Origin of the sequence: Pseudomonas sp. EMN2 (assembly GCF_009650555.1) — a bacterium.
GTDB classification, from domain to species: Bacteria; Pseudomonadota; Gammaproteobacteria; order Pseudomonadales; family Pseudomonadaceae; genus Aquipseudomonas; species Aquipseudomonas sichuanensis.
In genome coordinates, this window is the sequence record NZ_VZZR01000057.1 from 90,755 (window position 1) to 107,109 (window position 16,355).

At 67.0% G+C, this 16,355-nt stretch carries 16 protein-coding genes; 9 read left to right on the forward strand and 7 right to left on the reverse strand.

Annotation, left to right across the window (positions count from 1 at the left end; all coding sequences use genetic code 11):
• Positions 1–32 precede the first annotated feature (32 nt).
• A complete protein-coding gene (locus F6X61_RS18030; protein WP_153787751.1) occupies positions 33–902 on the reverse strand; it encodes a cation diffusion facilitator family transporter in 870 nt (289 codons plus the stop codon).
• A 25-nt stretch (positions 903–927) separates the two neighbouring features.
• Entirely contained in the window at positions 928–1,347 is a 420-nt protein-coding gene (locus F6X61_RS18035) for a polyribonucleotide nucleotidyltransferase (protein WP_153787752.1), read from the reverse strand.
• A 122-nt stretch (positions 1,348–1,469) separates the two neighbouring features.
• Here F6X61_RS18035 and hrpB point away from each other — a divergent pair, with 122 nt between their 5' ends.
• Positions 1,470–3,998, forward strand: a complete 2,529-nt coding sequence (hrpB, locus tag F6X61_RS18040) for an ATP-dependent helicase HrpB (protein ID WP_153787753.1) — start codon at positions 1,470–1,472, stop codon at positions 3,996–3,998.
• Between the two features lie 68 nt (positions 3,999–4,066).
• On the opposite strand, the gene F6X61_RS18045 is transcribed toward hrpB, so the two are convergent.
• A complete protein-coding gene (locus F6X61_RS18045; protein WP_153787754.1) occupies positions 4,067–4,723 on the reverse strand; it encodes a YciC family protein in 657 nt (218 codons plus the stop codon).
• A 156-nt stretch (positions 4,724–4,879) separates the two neighbouring features.
• Between F6X61_RS18045 and F6X61_RS18050 the strand changes: the two genes are divergently transcribed.
• Together F6X61_RS18050 and F6X61_RS18055 are read left to right on the forward strand one after the other, a co-directional pair.
• Positions 4,880–5,623 (forward strand): DUF2076 domain-containing protein, encoded by a 744-nt coding sequence (locus tag F6X61_RS18050; RefSeq protein WP_153787755.1) that lies wholly within the window; start codon positions 4,880–4,882, stop codon positions 5,621–5,623.
• 156 nt (positions 5,624–5,779) lie between these two features.
• Positions 5,780–6,259 carry an NYN domain-containing protein gene (locus F6X61_RS18055; protein ID WP_110992755.1) on the forward strand — a complete coding sequence of 160 codons (480 nt, stop codon included), beginning with the start codon at positions 5,780–5,782 and terminating at the stop codon, positions 6,257–6,259.
• A gap of 117 nt (positions 6,260–6,376) precedes the next feature.
• Here the strand turns inward: F6X61_RS18055 and F6X61_RS18060 are convergent, their stop codons facing one another.
• Positions 6,377–6,835 (reverse strand): Lrp/AsnC family transcriptional regulator, encoded by a 459-nt coding sequence (locus F6X61_RS18060; protein ID WP_153787756.1) that lies wholly within the window; start codon positions 6,833–6,835, stop codon positions 6,377–6,379.
• Between the two features lie 154 nt (positions 6,836–6,989).
• On the opposite strand from F6X61_RS18060, the gene yedA reads away from it, so the two are divergent.
• Together yedA and F6X61_RS18070 are read left to right on the forward strand one after the other, a co-directional pair.
• Positions 6,990–7,910 (forward strand): drug/metabolite exporter YedA, encoded by a 921-nt coding sequence (yedA, locus tag F6X61_RS18065; protein ID WP_153787757.1) that lies wholly within the window; start codon positions 6,990–6,992, stop codon positions 7,908–7,910.
• A gap of 154 nt (positions 7,911–8,064) precedes the next feature.
• The gene (locus tag F6X61_RS18070) at positions 8,065–9,396 is read left to right on the forward strand and encodes a DEAD/DEAH box helicase (RefSeq protein WP_153787758.1); all 1,332 of its coding nucleotides are present in this window, start codon (positions 8,065–8,067) and stop codon (positions 9,394–9,396) included.
• A 149-nt stretch (positions 9,397–9,545) separates the two neighbouring features.
• On the opposite strand, the gene F6X61_RS18075 is transcribed toward F6X61_RS18070, so the two are convergent.
• From F6X61_RS18075 to F6X61_RS18085, 3 genes are all read right to left on the reverse strand, one after another.
• Complete coding sequence (locus tag F6X61_RS18075) at positions 9,546–10,787, reverse strand: TIGR03862 family flavoprotein (RefSeq protein ID WP_153787766.1); 1,242 nt, start codon at positions 10,785–10,787, stop codon at positions 9,546–9,548.
• Positions 10,788–11,060: 273 nt separating this feature from the next.
• On the reverse strand, positions 11,061–11,975 hold the full coding sequence (locus tag F6X61_RS18080) for a histone deacetylase (protein ID WP_153787759.1): 915 nt from the start codon (positions 11,973–11,975) through the stop codon (positions 11,061–11,063).
• A gap of 148 nt (positions 11,976–12,123) precedes the next feature.
• A complete protein-coding gene (locus tag F6X61_RS18085; RefSeq protein ID WP_153787760.1) occupies positions 12,124–12,810 on the reverse strand; it encodes a histidine phosphatase family protein in 687 nt (228 codons plus the stop codon).
• A 184-nt stretch (positions 12,811–12,994) separates the two neighbouring features.
• Between F6X61_RS18085 and F6X61_RS18090 the strand changes: the two genes are divergently transcribed.
• From F6X61_RS18090 to F6X61_RS18105, 4 genes are all read left to right on the forward strand, one after another.
• On the forward strand, positions 12,995–13,564 hold the full coding sequence (locus F6X61_RS18090; RefSeq protein ID WP_153787761.1) for a GNAT family N-acetyltransferase: 570 nt from the start codon (positions 12,995–12,997) through the stop codon (positions 13,562–13,564).
• 88 nt (positions 13,565–13,652) lie between these two features.
• Positions 13,653–14,522, forward strand: a complete 870-nt coding sequence (gene tesB / locus F6X61_RS18095; RefSeq protein WP_110992748.1) for an acyl-CoA thioesterase II — start codon at positions 13,653–13,655, stop codon at positions 14,520–14,522.
• On the forward strand, positions 14,519–15,109 hold the full coding sequence (locus F6X61_RS18100) for an HAD family hydrolase (protein ID WP_153787762.1): 591 nt from the start codon (positions 14,519–14,521) through the stop codon (positions 15,107–15,109). Before tesB ends, F6X61_RS18100 begins: the two co-directional genes overlap by 4 nt.
• A 141-nt stretch (positions 15,110–15,250) precedes the next feature.
• Positions 15,251–16,261: an NAD(P)-dependent alcohol dehydrogenase gene (locus F6X61_RS18105; protein ID WP_153787763.1), complete on the forward strand. Its 1,011-nt coding sequence runs from the start codon at positions 15,251–15,253 to the stop codon at positions 16,259–16,261.
• Positions 16,262–16,355 lie beyond the last annotated feature (94 nt).

The window sequence follows — 16,355 nt, forward strand, 5'->3', positions numbered from 1 at the left end:
CAAGGTGGGAGCTGGCTTGCCAGCGATGAGGCCTACACCGGATCGGCATGCACCAGCACATCGGCCCGTGGGTAGCGCTCGCGGATCGCCTGCGACGCCTGCACGCACAAGCCATGGGCCTGATGCAGCGGCAGTTCCCCCGGCAATTCCAGGTGCAGTTGCACGAACCAATGGCTCCCCGACACCCGCGTGCGCAAGTCGTGCACGCCCTTGACCCCAGGGATCGCCAGCACCGCTTCGAGCATGCGCTCGCCGATGTCGGCCGGCAGTTCCTGGTCCATCAGGATCGCCGTGCTCTCGCGGGCGATCTGCACCGCGCTCCACAGGATGTACAGGGCGATACCCAGGCCAAATAGCGCATCCAGCTGTGGCCAGCCCAGGCGCGCCAGCAGCAGGGCCAGCAGGATGCTGCCATTGAGCAGCAGGTCGGAGCGGTAGTGCAGCGAGTCGGCGCGTACCGCCGTCGAGCCTGTGATACGGATCACCCTGCGCTGCAACGCCAGCAGCGCCAAGGTCAGCACCAGCGACAGCAGCATCACCGCGATACCGGCCCCGGTGTCGCCCAGCGGCTGCGGCGATTGCAAGCGCTGCACGGCCTGCACCCCGATCAATACCGCACTGACCCCGATGAACAGCGCCTGCGCCATGCCGGCCAGGGCTTCTGCCTTGCCATGGCCAAAACGGTGATCGTCGTCGGCCGGGCGCAACGCGTAGTGCACCGCGAGCAGGTTGAGGAAGGAGGCGACGGCATCCAGCGCCGAGTCGGTAAGCCCGGCCAGCAAACTCACCGAGCCGCTCAGCCACCAGGCCACGGCCTTGCTCAGCACCAGGATGCTGGCCACCGCCAAGGATGCCCGGGTGGCCAGGCGCAGCAGGCGTTGGTGTTCGCTGGTCACGGTCATGCGCCGAGGATCGTCCTTATGGGTTTCAGGCTGCCGGTACCAGGCCGAGGGCAGCCAGTTGCTCGACGCTGCCGCGCTGCTGGATCAGCCGTGGGTCGTTCAGCGGCAGGCGCTGGCCCAGTTCGCTTTCGAGGATAGCCTGCAGCTTGAGCCTGTCGACCTGGCCATCGGCATTGATGGCGGGCTTGAGCTTGGCCGGATCGACCTGCGCGGAGTAGCCGCCGGGGTAGTAGATGGCGCCCGTGGCGAAGTCGATGCCGAAGGCGATCAGGCCGGGGATGATGTAGAACAGCAGGCCGACGGCATCCAGTGCGGCGATCATCGGGTCGATCTTGCCTTCGATCTGGCCGCGACGGTCAGGGAAGAAAACCGTGCCGCAGGCCGTCAGCTGGGTCAGCAGGGTGGCGATCAGGGCGCCACCGATGACGCGGGAAGGGATGCGCATGTGAATCTCCGGAAAAGGTAACCACGACAAGGGGCGCGGCAGAGGGCGGCGCCTGAAGCTTAAGACCATGATAGGGCAGGCCAGGTTCGCCGTTATACTCGGGCGATTGTTCGAGGACCACCATGATTTCATTACCGATCGATGCCGTACTGCCCGACCTGCGCCTGGCCCTGGGCGAACGCGACGAAGCCGTGCTCGAGGCGCCGCCCGGCGCCGGCAAGACCACCCGCGTGCCCTTGGCCCTGCTCGACGAACCCTGGCTGGCCGGGCAGACCATCCTCATGCTCGAACCCCGCCGCCTGGCCGCCCGTGCCGCCGCCGAGCGGCTGGCCAGCGAGCTGGGCGAAAAGGTCGGGGAAACGGTGGGCTATCGCATCCGCCTCGACAGCAAGGTCGGCCCCAATACCCGCATCGAAGTGGTCACCGAAGGCATTCTCACCCGCCGCCTGCAGAGCGACCCGGCGCTGGACGGCGTGGGGCTGCTGATCTTCGACGAATTCCATGAGCGCAGCCTCGACGCCGACCTGGCCCTGGCCCTGAGCCTCAATGGCCGCGGGTTGCTGCGTGACGAGCTGCCACTGAAGATCCTGCTGATGTCGGCCACCCTGGAGGGCGAGCGCCTGTCGCGGCTGCTTGATGACGCTCCGGTGGTCAGCAGCCTGGGCCGTATGCACCCGGTGGACATCCGCTGGAGCCGGCCCTTCCAGCCTGGCGAGTTCGTCGAGCCGCGGGTGGTCGACTGTGTGCTGCAGGCGCTTGCCGATGAAAGCGGCAGCCTGCTGGTGTTCCTCCCCGGGCAGGCTGAGATCCGCCGGGTGCACCAGGCCTTGCAGGAGGCCGTGGGCGAGCGCCCCGGTATCCTGCTCTGCCCGCTGCATGGCGAGCTCGACCTGAATGCCCAGCGCGCCGCCATCGAGCCGGCACCCAAGGGCCAGCGCAAGGTGGTGCTGGCCACCAACATCGCCGAGACCAGCCTGACCATTGACGGCGTTCGCGTGGTGATCGATGCAGGCCTTGCCCGGGTGCCGCGCTTCGACCCCGGCAGCGGCATGACCCGCCTCGACACCCAGCGCATCTCCCGCGCCAGCGCCACCCAGCGCGCCGGCCGTGCCGGGCGCCTGGAGCCGGGCGTGTGCTATCGGCTGTGGTCCGAGGCGCAGCATGACCAACTGGCGGCCCATGGCAGCGCCGAGATCCTCCAGGCCGACCTGGCCGGGCTGGCCCTGCAGCTGGCGCGCTGGGGCGTACCGCCCGAACAGCTGAGCTGGCTCGACCAACCGCCCACTGCCGCCTTCGCCCAGGCCCAGGACCTGCTGGCACGGCTCGGCGCCTTCAAGCCCGGCCACCGCGAGCAGTTGAGCGCCCACGGCCAGGCCATGGCCGATCTGCCGGCCCACCCGCGCATCGCCCACCTGCTGCTGCGCGGCCAGGACCTGGGGCTGGCCGACATGGCCTGCGACGTCGCGGCCTTGCTGGGCGAGCGTGACATCCTGCGCGGCGGCGGCGCCGACCTGCATTCGCGGTTGAGCGTGCTCAGTGGTGAAAGCAGAACCTCACGCGGTGGCCAGGGCGGCGTGCAACGTGCCCGGCAGCTGGCCCGGCAATACCGTGGGCAACTGCGCGGCAAACCCCGCACCCCAGTGGCCGACCCCGAGCATCCGCGCTGGCTCGGTGCCCTGCTGGCGCTGGCCTACCCCGACCGTGTCGCCCAGCAGCGTCGCGAAGGCGGCGCCGAATACCGCCTGGCCAACGGCCGTGCGGCGCTGTTCGGCGAAGCCGATGCGTTGATGAAATGCCCCTGGCTGGTGATCGCCGACCTCGGCAGCCGCCAGGGCCAGCGCGAAGAGCGCATCTACCTGGCCGCCGAATTCGAGCGGGCACTGTTCGATGATGTGCTTGCCGAGCAGGTCGAACAGCTCGACCTGCTGGACTGGGACGAACGCGAGCAGGTGCTGCGCGCCGAACGCCAGCGCAAGGTCGGCGAGCTGGTGCTCAGCCGCGAGCCGCTGCCCGGCCTGGACGACGATGCCCGCGCCAGGGCCTTGCTCGGCCTGGTGCGGCGCAAGGGCCTGAACCTGCTGACCTGGACCCCCGAACTGCGCCAGTGGCAGGCCCGGGTCACGCTGCTGCGCCAGCTGGACCTGGCGAAGGACGGCCACAGCGAGTGGCCCGACCTGGGCGACGAAGCGCTGCTGGCCAGCCTGGAAGACTGGCTGCAACCCTACCTGGGCAAGGTCTCGCGCCTGAGCCATTTCGCCGCGCTGGACCTGTCGTCGATCCTGCGCAACCTGCTGCCCTGGCCGTTGCCCCAGCGCCTGGACGAGCTGGCCCCAGCGCACCTGAGCGTGCCTTCGGGCTCGAACATCCGCCTGGACTACAGCGAGCAGCCACCGATTCTTGCCGTACGCTTGCAGGAGCTGTTCGGCCTGGCCGATACCCCGCGCATCGCCGGTGGGCGCCTGCAGGTCAAGCTGCACCTGCTGTCACCGGCACGCCGGCCGGTGCAGGTCACCCAGGACCTGGCCAACTTCTGGCGTACCACCTATGCCGAGGTGAAGAAGGATTTGAAAGGGCGCTATCCCAAGCACTACTGGCCGGACAACCCGCTGGTGGCCGAGGCCACGGCGCGGGCCAAGCCCAGAGGCACCTGACCAGGCAGGGCCGGCTAACCGGCGGGTGCCAAGGATGCTCCGGCCGCATTGTTGCCAGGCACGGACGATCAGGCCCCCGCTTCGCTCTCCAGCAGCATGAACAGGCGGTACAGCACCACGGTACTGAACAGCTGCAGGAAGCCGCTGAGGCTGTCCAGGGCCAGTTGCACGCCTGGCTGCGGCTCGGGGAATACCGTCAGCAGCAAGCCATCGATCAGCCACAGCGGCGCCAGTACCGACAGCATGCACACCATGATGCGCATGAAGTGCCCGGTGGTCATGCGCGCGCTGGTGCGCATCGACTCGACCACTGGCAGGCCGCGCAGCACCAGCAGGTATTCGGCGAACACCAGGTTCACCATGATCCACACGCCCGGGAAGATGAACAGCATCAGGCCCGCCATGATCAGCAGCGAGCTGATCAGGATCAACAGCGCCAGCGCCGGCCATAGCTGCACGGCGCGGGCGAACAGGTTGCGCTTGGCGATCGCGTCGCCGTTGCTGCGGGTGTCGAGGTAGAGGATCAGCGCGGCGCTGTACAGCGGGTAGAACAACAGGCTGACCAACATGCCGTAGGCCGGCGAAGCCTGCTCGCCGAGCTCGCGGTAGAGCAATTGGCTGCACAGGGCCTCGAGCATCACCAACGGCAGGCACAGCTGAAGGATGCTCGCCAGGTGGCGGCGGAAGAAGTACAGGGAGTCGCGCAGAACGCTCAGCGGATTCATCGGTCAACATCGCATGGCAGAAAAAGCAGGGCGTAACTTTAGCCCAGACCGCCCGCTTGCTGAAAAAAGTTTCATGGCCCGGGCGATTGAATCGCCCGCGCCGGCCCCCCATCTTTGAGCCTGTCCGCTGTCCAGTTCAGCCCATGAGGTCGCTTGATGAACACTGAAGAACAAACCCTGATCGACGGCCTGTTCGGCCGCCTCAAGCAAGCCGAGGACCCGGCCCAGCCGCGCGACGCCCAGGCCCAGGCGTGCATCGAACAGCACCTGCGCCAGCAGCCGGCGGCGCCGTACTACATGGCCCAGGCGATCCTGGTGCAGGAGGCTGCGATCAAGCGCCTGGACGAGCAGAACAAGCAGCTCGAGGCCGAGCTCAAGCAGGCCCGTGCCCAGGCTGAAGCGAGCCGTTCCAGCGCGGGTAATGGCGGCGGTGGTTTCCTGTCCAGCATCTTTGGTGGCGGTGCCGCTGCCCGCAGCCCGGAACCCCAGCGTTCGGTTGCGCCACCGCCATCTTCCGCCGGTGGCTGGCGCGAGCCTGCCCCGCAGGCCTACGCCCCTCCTCAACCACAGCAGGGCTTCGGCGCCGCGCCAGCGCCAGCACGCAGTGGCGCCAGCAGCTTCCTCGGCGGGGCGATGCAGACAGCTGCCGGTGTAGCCGGCGGCGTGCTGCTGGCCCAGGGCATCAGCAGCCTGTTCAATCATCACTCGCAGCCTGAAGAGGTGGTCGAGGTGATCAAGGAAGAACCCGCGCCGGCCAGCGACACAGGCGGCTGGAACGACCAGGGCGGCCAGCAGCAGGTGGCCGACAACGGTGGCTGGGGCAGCGACCAGGGTGGTTTTGCCGATACCGACTACGGCAGTGATGATGGCGGCTTCTTCTCGGACGACGACTACGTCTGAGGGCTCTGGCATACTCGCTGGCACTTGGGGGCGCGTTGCGCCCCTTTCGCGGGCAAGCCCGCTCCCACAAAAGCAGCGCATAACCTGTGGGAGCGGGCTTGCCCGCGAAAGGGCTGCGCAGCAGCCCCCTTCACGGATTCAGCGAGGTCACCACGCGTGAAGAAAATCGCCCTGTTCGCCGACGTGCAGAACCTCTACTACACGGTTCGCCAGGGCCACGGCTGCCATTTCAACTATGCCGCGCTGTGGGCCGACGTCAGCCGCGAAGGGCAGATTGTCGAAGCGGTGGCCTATGCCATCGACCGCGGCGACAGCAAGCAGCAACAGTTCCAGCAGATCCTGCGCAACCTCGGTTTCGAGGTGCGCCTCAAACCCTACATCCAGCGCGCCGATGGCTCGGCCAAGGGCGACTGGGACGTGGGCATCACCCTCGATGTGATCGAGGCCGCGGCGCGGGTCGATCAGGTGGTGCTGGCCTCCGGTGACGGCGATTTCGACCTGTTGCTGGAGCGGGCGATGCAGCGCCACGGCGTCGAAACCGTGGTCTATGGCGTGCCGGGGCTGACGGCCTTGTCGGTGATCCGCGCGGCCAGCCGCTACGTGCCGATCGAGGGCAAGCTGCTGCTGCGTCATTGAAGGCCAATCGCGGGGCAAGCCCGCTCCCACAGTGATCGCGGCAAGTTTTTAAATTGTGAACAAAACAGTTGCTCCCTTAGTAATCGTGGGAGCGGGCTTGCCCCGCGATTGGCTATTTCATCCCTTCCTGCCATTGCCCTCCAGATGCCCCAGCGGCACCCGCCGCTCCACCGCGCTCGACAGAATGATCGAGGTCTTGCTGAAGCCCAGCTGCGACACCCGGTTGATCAGCGCCTCCAATTCCCCCATCGAAGCCACCGCCGCCTGCATGATCACGCAGGGGTCACCGGTGACCCGGTGACACTCGGTCAGTTCAGGGATGTTCGTCAGCAGGTCATAGGCCTGCTGGTTGCCATGACTGGCCAAGCGCAACTCGATAACGCACTGGATCGGCAGGCCGATCTTCTCCAGGTCGACCTTGGCCGTGTAGCCACTGATCACCCCGCTGGCCTCGAGCTTGGCGACCCGCTCGGCCACCGCCGGGGCCGACAGGTTGACCTGGCGCGCCAACTGCGCGTAGGTGGCCCGGCCGTCTTCCAGCAGGGCGGCGAGGAGCATGCGGTCGTACTTGTCCATGGCGATTCCTGATGACTTTGCAATCGATGGTCAAGGCTGTGCATAACCATGTTTTGCAAAGTGTTTCGGTGATTTAAACGTGTTTTGTAACTTAAGTTTGCCCGTGGCCCTTTCTAAACTAAGCCACCCGTAAACGGATTTCGAGCCCCCAGCCATGACTGCCTCCCGTCGCTTCCCCTTGCTGCTTGTCGGCGCCTTTCTTGCCCTGTACCTGGTCTGGGGCTCGACCTACCTGTTCATTCGCATCGGCGTGGAATCCTGGCCACCGCTGATGATGGCGGGCGTGCGCTTCGTGATTGCCGGCAGCCTGCTGTATGGCTTTTTGCGCTGGCGCGGGGCGCCGGCACCCACCTGGGCGCAATGGCGAGCGGCCGGGGCGATCGGTTTTCTGCTGCTCAGCTGCGGCAACGGTGGTGTGACCCTGGCCGAGCACGCCGGGGTAGCCTCGGGCGTGGCCGCCCTGGCGGTGGCGACCGTGCCGCTGTTCACCCTGGTGTTCGGCCTGCTGTTCGGCCACCGCAACTCGCGCCTGGAATGGGCGGGTATCGCCCTCGGCCTGGTGGGCATCGGCATGCTCAACATGGGTTCGAACCTGCAGGCCAGCCCCATGGGCGCTGCGCTGATCCTGTTTGCCGCGGCGGCCTGGGCCTTCGGTTCGGTGTGGAGCAAGCAACTGCCGCTGCCCCAGGGCGCCATGGCCAGCGCCGCGGAAATGCTGGTGGGCGGTGCCGCGCTGCTGATCGGCAGCGCCCTGAGCGGCGAGCGCCTGACCCAGATGCCCACGGCCGCCGGTTGGGGCGCGCTGGCCTACCTGGTGCTGTTCGGTTCGATCCTCGCCTTCAGCGCCTACATGTACCTGCTCAAGCACGTGCGTCCGGCGGCGGCCACCAGCTATGCCTACGTCAACCCGGCGGTGGCGGTGTTGCTGGGGATCGTCTTTGCCGGCGAGCAGATCGGAGCCGAGGAGTGCCTGGCGATGGCAGTGATCATCGGCGCGGTGGTGCTGATCGGCCTGCCGCAGTGGCGCAAGGCGCCCGAGCAGCCGGCGCCGTTGAAAGAGCAGGCATGCAAGTAAGGCAGGGTTTCGTGGGAGCGGGCTTGCCCCGCGATACCAGCGTAGCCGGTGCCATCCAATCGCGGGGCAAGCCCGCTCCCACGATGAGTTCTTTGGGCCACTGCGGTGCTGGGGTAAACTTGCCGCCTTCGCTGAACCCCCTGACGGTATTGCCATGAATTTCGCCCAACTCGGCCTGATCGAACCGCTGCTGCGCACCTTGCAGACGCTGGACTACAGCACACCCACCCCGGTCCAGGCCAAGGCTATCCCCGCCGTGCTCGCCGGCCGCGACCTGATGGCCGCCGCCCAGACCGGCACCGGCAAGACCGCGGGCTTTGCCCTGCCGGTGCTGCAGCGCCTGGCCCTGGAAGGCGAGAAGGTCGCCAGCAACTCGATCCGCGCGCTGGTGCTGGTGCCCACCCGCGAACTGGCCGAGCAGGTCCACGTCAACGTGCGCGAATATGCCGAGAACCTGCCGCTGTCCACCTACGCGGTGTACGGCGGGGTCAGCATCAACCCGCAGATGATGCGCCTGCGCCGCGGCGTCGACCTGCTGGTGGCCACCCCCGGCCGCTTGCTCGACCTGTTCCGCCAGAACGCCATCAAGTTCGGCCAGGTGCAAACCCTGGTACTCGACGAAGCCGACCGCATGCTCGACCTGGGCTTTGCCGAAGAGTTGCGGGCGGTGTACGCCGCGCTGCCGCGCAAGCGCCAGACCCTGCTGTTTTCGGCCACCTTCTCCGAGCAGATCCGCCTGCTCGCGGGCCTTGCGCTGAACGACCCGCTGAGCATCGAAGTCAGCCCGCGCAACGCCGCCGCCACCACCGTCAAGCAATGGCTGGTGCCGGTGGACAAGAAGCGCAAGGCCGACCTGTTCTGCCACCTGCTGCGCAAGCAGCGCTGGAGCCAGGTGCTGGTGTTCGCCAAGACCCGCAACGGCGTGGACCAGTTGGTCGAGCGCTTGCTCGCCGAAGGCGTCAACGCCGATGGCATCCACGGCGATCGCCCCCAGGCCACTCGCCAGCGCGCGCTGGACAGCTTCAAGGCCCGTGAGGTGCAGGTGCTGGTGGCCACCGATGTCGCCGCGCGCGGGCTGGATATCGACGACCTGCCGCTGGTGGTCAACCTCGACCTGCCGATCGTGGCCGAAGACTACGTGCACCGCATCGGGCGCACGGGCCGTGCCGGCAACAAAGGCGAGGCGATTTCGCTGGTGTGCGCTGACGAAGTGCAGATGCTCGCGTCGATCGAGACCTTGATTCGCCAGCAGCTGCCACGCCATGAAGAGCCGGATTTCATCCCTGACCACCGGGTACCGATGATCGATGCCAGTGGCCAGGTGGTGAAGAAGCCGAAGAAGCCGAAAAAGCCGAAAGAGAACAGCGCCAAGCGCGGGCTGGGGCGTTGGATGGACAGCGACGAGGGCGGGGCGGCGGCGCCGGCGGTCAAGGCGGTGCGCAAGGTGCCGAGCTTCAACGGTGGGGCGCGCAAGCGCAAGCCATAAGCTGGCCTTGTGATGCCAGCAGGCTCGCTCAATTTGTAAAGCTGGTACGAGCCCTGTGGGAGCGGGTTCACCCGCGAAGAATCCAACGCTGTGTATGGCACGGGCTTCGCCCGTGTTCGCGGGTAAACCCGCTCCCACAGGGGAGCGGGTCAGCTTTGGAGTTTCAGCCAGTCTGCTGCGGCTCTACCCGCCCTCAGCCCGCTGGCAAAGCACGCCGTCAGCAGATACCCCCCGGTCGGCGCTTCCCAGTCCAGCATCTCGCCGGCACAGAACACCCCGGGCATGGCCTGTAGCATCAAGCCCTCATCCATTGCCTCGAAGCGCACCCCGCCGGCGCTGCTGATCGCCTCATCCAGCGGCCGCGTGCGCACCAGCGTGATCGGCAGCGCCTTGATGGCGGCAGCCAGGCGCTCCGGGTCGGCAAAGGTCGCCTGATCGGTCAACTCGCGCAGCAGCGCCGCCTTCACCCCATCGATCCCCAACTGGCCGTGCAGGTGCTTGGCCATCGAGCGCGAGCCACGGGGCTTGGCCAGGGCCTGGGCGATCTTGTCCACAGGCCGGTCCGGCAGCAGGTCGAGCAGCAAGGTGCCACGCCCGTCGCGGTTGATCGCTTCGCGCACCGCCGCCGACCAGGCATACACCAGGCTGCCTTCAACGCCCTGCGCGGTGAGGATGAACTCACCTTTGCGCGGCACCGCGCCGGGCACGCTCAGGGCAATGTTCTTCAACGGCGCACCGGCGAACTTGCTTTGCAAAAGTTCGCTCCAGCCCGCCACCTCGAAGCCACAGTTGCTCGCCTGCAGCGGCGAGATATCCACAGCCCGTTCGCCGAGCAGCGGCACCCAGGCGCCGTCCGAACCCAGGCGTGCCCAGCTGCCGCCGCCGAGGGCGAGCACCACGGCATCGGCCTGGAGCTGCAATTCACCCTGTGGATAAGCGATCCGCAAGGCGCCTTCGGCGGTCCAGCCCAACCAGCGGTGGCGCGTGTGGATAACTACGCCGGCCTCGCGCAGGCGCTTGAGCCAGGCGCGCAGCAGTGGCGCGGCCTTCATGTCGCGGGGGAACACCCGGCCCGAAGTGCCGATGAAGGTTTCGATGCCCAGCCCGTGAATCCACTGGCGCAGGGCCTCGGCGTCGAAGCCGCGCAGCAGGCCGTCGATTTCGCCCTGGCGCTCGGCGTAGCGTCCGACGAAGACCGGGTAGGGCTCGGAGTGGGTGATGTTCATGCCGCCCACCCCGGCCAGCAGAAACTTGCGGCCCACCGAAGGCATGGCGTCGAACACCTGCACCGCCACCCCGCGCCGGGCCAGCGCCTCGGCGGCCATCAGGCCGGCGGGGCCGCCACCGATCACGGCGACAAAGGGAGGGGAGGCAGGGCGAGGATCGTTCATGGTCGGCAGCAGGCTGTGGAAAAGAGCGCGCATTCTACCCCAGCCAGGTACCTGCAAGTACTGTTCAAAAAATGATCAGCATCTTGCAGGCCAGGCAGGTAAAGGGCTGGAGGTGCTTTCCCGCAGGTTATCCACAGCCGGTTCCACAGTCATTGTGAACAACCCACGGCGCCGCTGCACACTGCTGATCAAAAAACGATCAAACCCCCGCAGGCCATGCAGTCAAAGGGCTGGAGGCGCTTTCCCGCAGGTTATCCACAAGCGGTTCCACAGTCATTGTGAACAACCCATGACGCGTGCCGCGCTGTGGTGAAGGATGCCGTGGCGCCGGGCGAGGGCTTCGCGGTCCTTGCTGTAGCCGCCGCCGATCACCCCGACTACCGGGATATCGCGGCCCAGGCACTGGCGCAACACATGCTCGTCGCGGGCGGCCAGGCCTTGGTCGGTCAGCTGCAGGTAACCCAGGGCGTCGTCCTTGTGCACATCGACACCGGCGTCGTACAGCACCAGGTCGGGCTGGTACAGCGGCAGCAGGTAGTTGAGCGCGTCTTCGACCACCTTCAGGTACGCGCTGTCGTTCATGCCGCGGGGCAGGGGAATGTCCCAGTCGCTTTTGGCCTTGCGGGCGGGGAAGTTCTGCTCGCAGTGCAGCGACACGGTGATGGCTTCGGGGGTGTCGTGCAGGATGCGCGCGGTGCCGTCGCCCTGGTGCACGTCGCAGTCGAAGATCAGTACCCGGTGCACGCGGCCGGCTTCCAGCAGGTAGCGGCTGATCACCGCCAGGTCGTTGAAGATGCAGAACCCGGCCGGGTGGTCGTAGTGGGCATGGTGGGTGCCGCCGGCCAGGTGGCAGGCGATGCCGTGCTGCAGGGCCAGTTCGGCGGTGAGCAGCGAGCCGCCCACCGCGCGCACCGTGCGCCGCGCCAGCGCCTCGCTCCAGGGCAGGCCCAGGCGGCGCTGGTCCTCGCGGGACAGTTCGCCGTTCATGTAGCGCTCGATATAGTCGCGGTCGTGGGCCAGGGCGAGGATGTCGTTGGGGCAGATCTCGGGGCGCAGCAGCGCCTCGTCGGTGGTCAGCCCGCTGTCGACCAGGTGGTCGCGCAGCAGGCGGAACTTGTCCATCGGGAAGCGATGGTCCGGCGGGAATTCAGGGCTGTAGTCGTCGTGGTAGATCAGCGGCAGGGGCATGGCGGTTTCGTGAAGTGGGCCTGTGCCGATCTTGCCAGTTTTGTATTGGCAATGTGGGCCCAATCGCCGGCAAGCCGGCTCCCACAAGCATCAGTGCAGCCCCTGTGGGAGCCGGCTTGCCGGCGATTTGGCCTGAAAATTCAATGCATCACTTACCGGAGGACGCCAACACCCGCTGCCAGTCCGGCTCGTTCATGCGCCCGAGAATCCTGGCCTTGCCCTCGCCATTCACCGACACGAACAGCGCACTGGCATACCCGCTCTCGCGCTCACCCCCCACGACGCGTTGCTGGCGGGCGAAGTGGTCGATGCAGCCGTTGTGGGTGACCAGCACCAGGTTGTGGCCGCTGCGCTTGCGTGCCAGGGCTTCGTCGGCGAACTGCTTGTCGCAGGTTTCCAGCCAGTCCTGGGTGGCCGCGTCCTGGCCCAGCAGGAAGTGCGCGGTCTGCCGGGTGCGCAGCTTCGGGCTGCTGAACACGTCCGCACCGGCCAGGCCCAGTTGCCGCAGGCCCTGGCCCACCCGGCCAGCCGCCTCGCTGCCGGCCACGGTGATACCGGTGGGGTCGTCCAGGCATGGCCCGGGGGCGCTGTCGCAGCGTTCGGCATGGCGGATCATCACCAGCACCGCGCCGTCTTTCCATTGCTGCAACAGGCTGCTTTCGCTCAGCTGTTGCTCGTTGCCAAGGTCCACGATGTGCGTCCTCGTTGCCAGCCAGGTACCTACGCCGGCCACGGCCATCAACAGGCCGATGGCGGCACTGATCAGCTTGCGCGAGCGTCGGCGCTTGGGGCGGGCCACAAGGGCAGGGTCGTGCAAGGTCGTGCTGGAAAGCATGCGTCACTCCGATGGCAGTGCGGCGTCGACTTGTGGCCGCTGTAATGGCAGGCATTGTGCTAAGCGGCCTGTCGGAGCCCGGTGAACGGGATGTGAAAAAAACATCCGCTGCCAGCGGCCTGGATGAAACTTCATTCAGCGGCCTACGCTGTAAACTGCCAGACCGCGATTCCGGAGCCCCCCGATGCCCCCCATCCTCGAACTGGAAAGCGCCCGCCTGGTGTTGCGCCAATGGCAGGACGACGACCTGCGTGAGTTCGCCGCGCTGTGCGCCGACCCTCAGGTGATGCGCTATTTCCCGGCACCGATGACCCGCCTGGAGGCCGCTGCGCTGATCGGCCGGGTGCGTGGCCATTTCAATGAATTCGGCTTTGGCCTGTGGGCGCTGGAGCGCAAGGACAGCGGCGCCTTCATCGGCATGACCGGGCTGCTCAACGTCAATTTCGAAGCCCCGTTCGGCCCGGCGGTGGAGATCGGCTGGCGCCTGGCCCGGCGCCATTGGGGGCTGGGGTTCGCCAGCGAGGCGGCCTGGACCTGCCTGCGCTGTGCTTTCGCCCAATTGCGCCTGGAGGAGGTGGTGTCGTTCACTACCGAGGGCAATCTGCCGTCGCAGAAAGTCATGCAGGCCATCGGCATGCAGCAGGACCTGGACGGCAGCTTCGAACACCCCCGGCTGCCCGTCGGCCACCCCCTGCGCCCCCACGTGCTGTACCGCATCGACCGGGCCCGATGGCAGGACACCCTGCGTGGCTGACGGGGATGCCCCTCGACGGGGCCGCCGACAAACCCTGTATCATTTGCCGGTATAACCGCGCCGTAATGCCTTGCCAGGAGAACCTTCCATGAGTCACGTACTGGACGACCTTGTCGACCTGTTGAGCCTAGAGTCCATCGAGGAGAACCTGTTCCGTGGCCGCAGCCAGGACCTGGGCTTCCGCCAGCTGTACGGCGGCCAGGTGCTCGGCCAGTCGTTGTCGGCGGCCAGCCAGACGGTCGAGGACGCCCGCCATGTGCATTCGCTGCACGGCTATTTTCTGCGCCCCGGTGACGCCAGCATGCCGGTGGTCTATTCGGTGGATCGCGTGCGTGACGGCGGCAGTTTCAGTACCCGGCGGGTGACGGCGATCCAGAAGGGCCAGCCGATCTTCACCTGCAGCGCGTCGTTCCAGTACGACGAAGAAGGCTTCGAACACCAGGTGCAGATGCCCGACGTGGTCGGCCCGGAGAACTTGCCCAGCGAAGTCGAGCTGGCCAGCGCCATGGCCGACCAGCTGCCAGAGCGCATTCGCGACAAGGTGCTGTGCGCCAAGCCGATCGAAATCCGCCCGGTCACCGAGCGCGACCCGTTCAACCCAAAGCCGGGCGACCCGGTCAAGTACGCCTGGTTCCGCGCCGACGGCAACCTGGCGGACATCCCCGCGTTGCACAAGTACCTGCTGGCCTACGCCTCGGACTTCGGCCTGCTGACCACCGCGCTGCTGCCCCATGGCAAGTCGGTGTGGCAGAAGGACATGCAGATCGCCAGCCTCGATCACTCGCTGTGGTTCCACCGCAACCTGCGCGCCGACGAGTGGCTGCTGTACGCCACCGACAGCCCTTGGGCCGGCAATGCCCGTGGTTTCTGCCGTGGCAGCATCTTCAACCGCGCCGGGCAACTGGTGGCCTCGTCCACCCAGGAAGGCCTGATCCGCCACCGCAAGGACTGGGCATGAGCCTCGGTGATATCCGCCACTGGGTGTTCGACATGGACGGCACCCTGACCGTCGCGGTGCATGACTTTGCGGCCATCCGCGAGGCGCTCGACATCCCGGCCGAACACGACATCCTCACCCACCTGGCGGCGCTGCCAGCGGCCGAGGCGGCGGCCAAGCATGCCTGGCTGCTGGAGCACGAACGCGACCTGGCGATTGCCTCGCAGGCTGCTGAAGGTGCGGTGGAGCTGGTGCGCGAACTGGCCGGGCGCGGATGCCGGCTGGCGATCCTGACCCGCAACGCCCGCGAGCTGGCCCATGTCACCCTTGAAGCCATTGGGCTGGCCGACTGCTTCCCGGTCGAGCATGTGCTTGGTCGTGATGAGGCGGAGCCCAAGCCCAACCCGGACGGGTTGTTGCAGATCGCCCGGGCATGGGCGGTGGCGCCGGGCGAGATGGTGATGGTCGGCGACTACCGCTTCGACCTGGATTGCGGGCGAGCCGCCGGGACCAGGACCGTGCTGGTCAACCTGCCGGACAATCCCTGGCCGGAGCTGGCCGACTGGCATGCGGCGGATTGCCGGGCGCTGAGGGAACTGCTGGGCTGATGGCCAATCGCGGGGCAAGCCCGCTCCCACGCTTGCCCACTCCTACGTCTGTGCGGGTAGGCGTGGGAGCGGGCTTGCCCCGCGATCGGTCAGACCTGTCTAAGCTGCTCTGCACCCTTTCCCTCGATGGAGACCCCTCGAATGAGCACCAAGGCGATCTACGTCCTCCCCGGCGGCGGCTACGACAAGGTTCAGGTCGGCACTAGCGAGGCCGCCGCGCCCGGCACCGGCGAAATCACCGTGCGCCTGCACGCCAGCTCCCTCAACTACCACGACTTCGCCGTGGTCAGCGGCATGTGGGGCCCGAGCGAGCGGCGCATCCCAATGGCCGATGGCGCCGGCGAGGTGATCGCGGTCGGTGCCGGGGTCACGGAGTTCAAGGTCGGTGATGCGGTGGTCAGCACCTTCTTCCCCGACTGGCTCGCCGGCCAGGCCCAGGTCGAAGGTTTCGCCAGCGTGCCCGGCGACGGCATCGACGGTTACGCCCGCGAGCAGGTGACCGCCCGCGCCACGTCCTTCACCCTCGCCCCCAAAAGCTACAGCCACGCCGAGGCGGCCACCCTGACCACCGCCGGCCTTACGGCCTGGCGCGCGCTGATGAGCGACGACCACCTCAAGCCCGGCGACACCGTGCTGGTGCAGGGCACCGGCGGCGTTTCGATCTTCGCCCTGCAGTTCGCCAAGCTGGCCGGTGCCACGGTGATCGCCACCTCGTCCAGCGATGCCAAGCTCGAACGCCTCAAGGCGCTGGGCGCCGACCACCTGATCAACTACAAGACCACCCCGGCGTGGGGCGAGCGCGTGCGTGCGCTCACCGACAACCGCGGGGTCGATCATGTGATCGAAGTGGGTGGCCCGGCCACGCTCGAGCAATCGATGATTGCCGCTCGTATTGGTGGTCATGTGTCGTTGATCGGCATTCTTACCGGCGTGGCCGGGCAATTGCCGCTGGTCCAGGCGCTGGTGCGGCAGATTCGTCTGCAGGGGGTGCTGGTGGGGAGCCGCGAGCAGCAGCAGGCGATGGTCCGCGCCATCGATGCCAACGGCCTGCGGCCGGTGGTGGACAAGCACTTCGAGTTGGAGCAGATCGTCGAGGCGTTCAGGTATCAGGAGAGCAACAAGCATTTTGGAAAGATCTGCTTGAGTTGGTGAGCTGCAGGTCAGGGTGTTCGTCAGGTGATCGCATTTGGGCGAACAGTTGCAAGGCGATAGATTTTCAGCGTCTATGAGATCGAGCGCCGCCCGC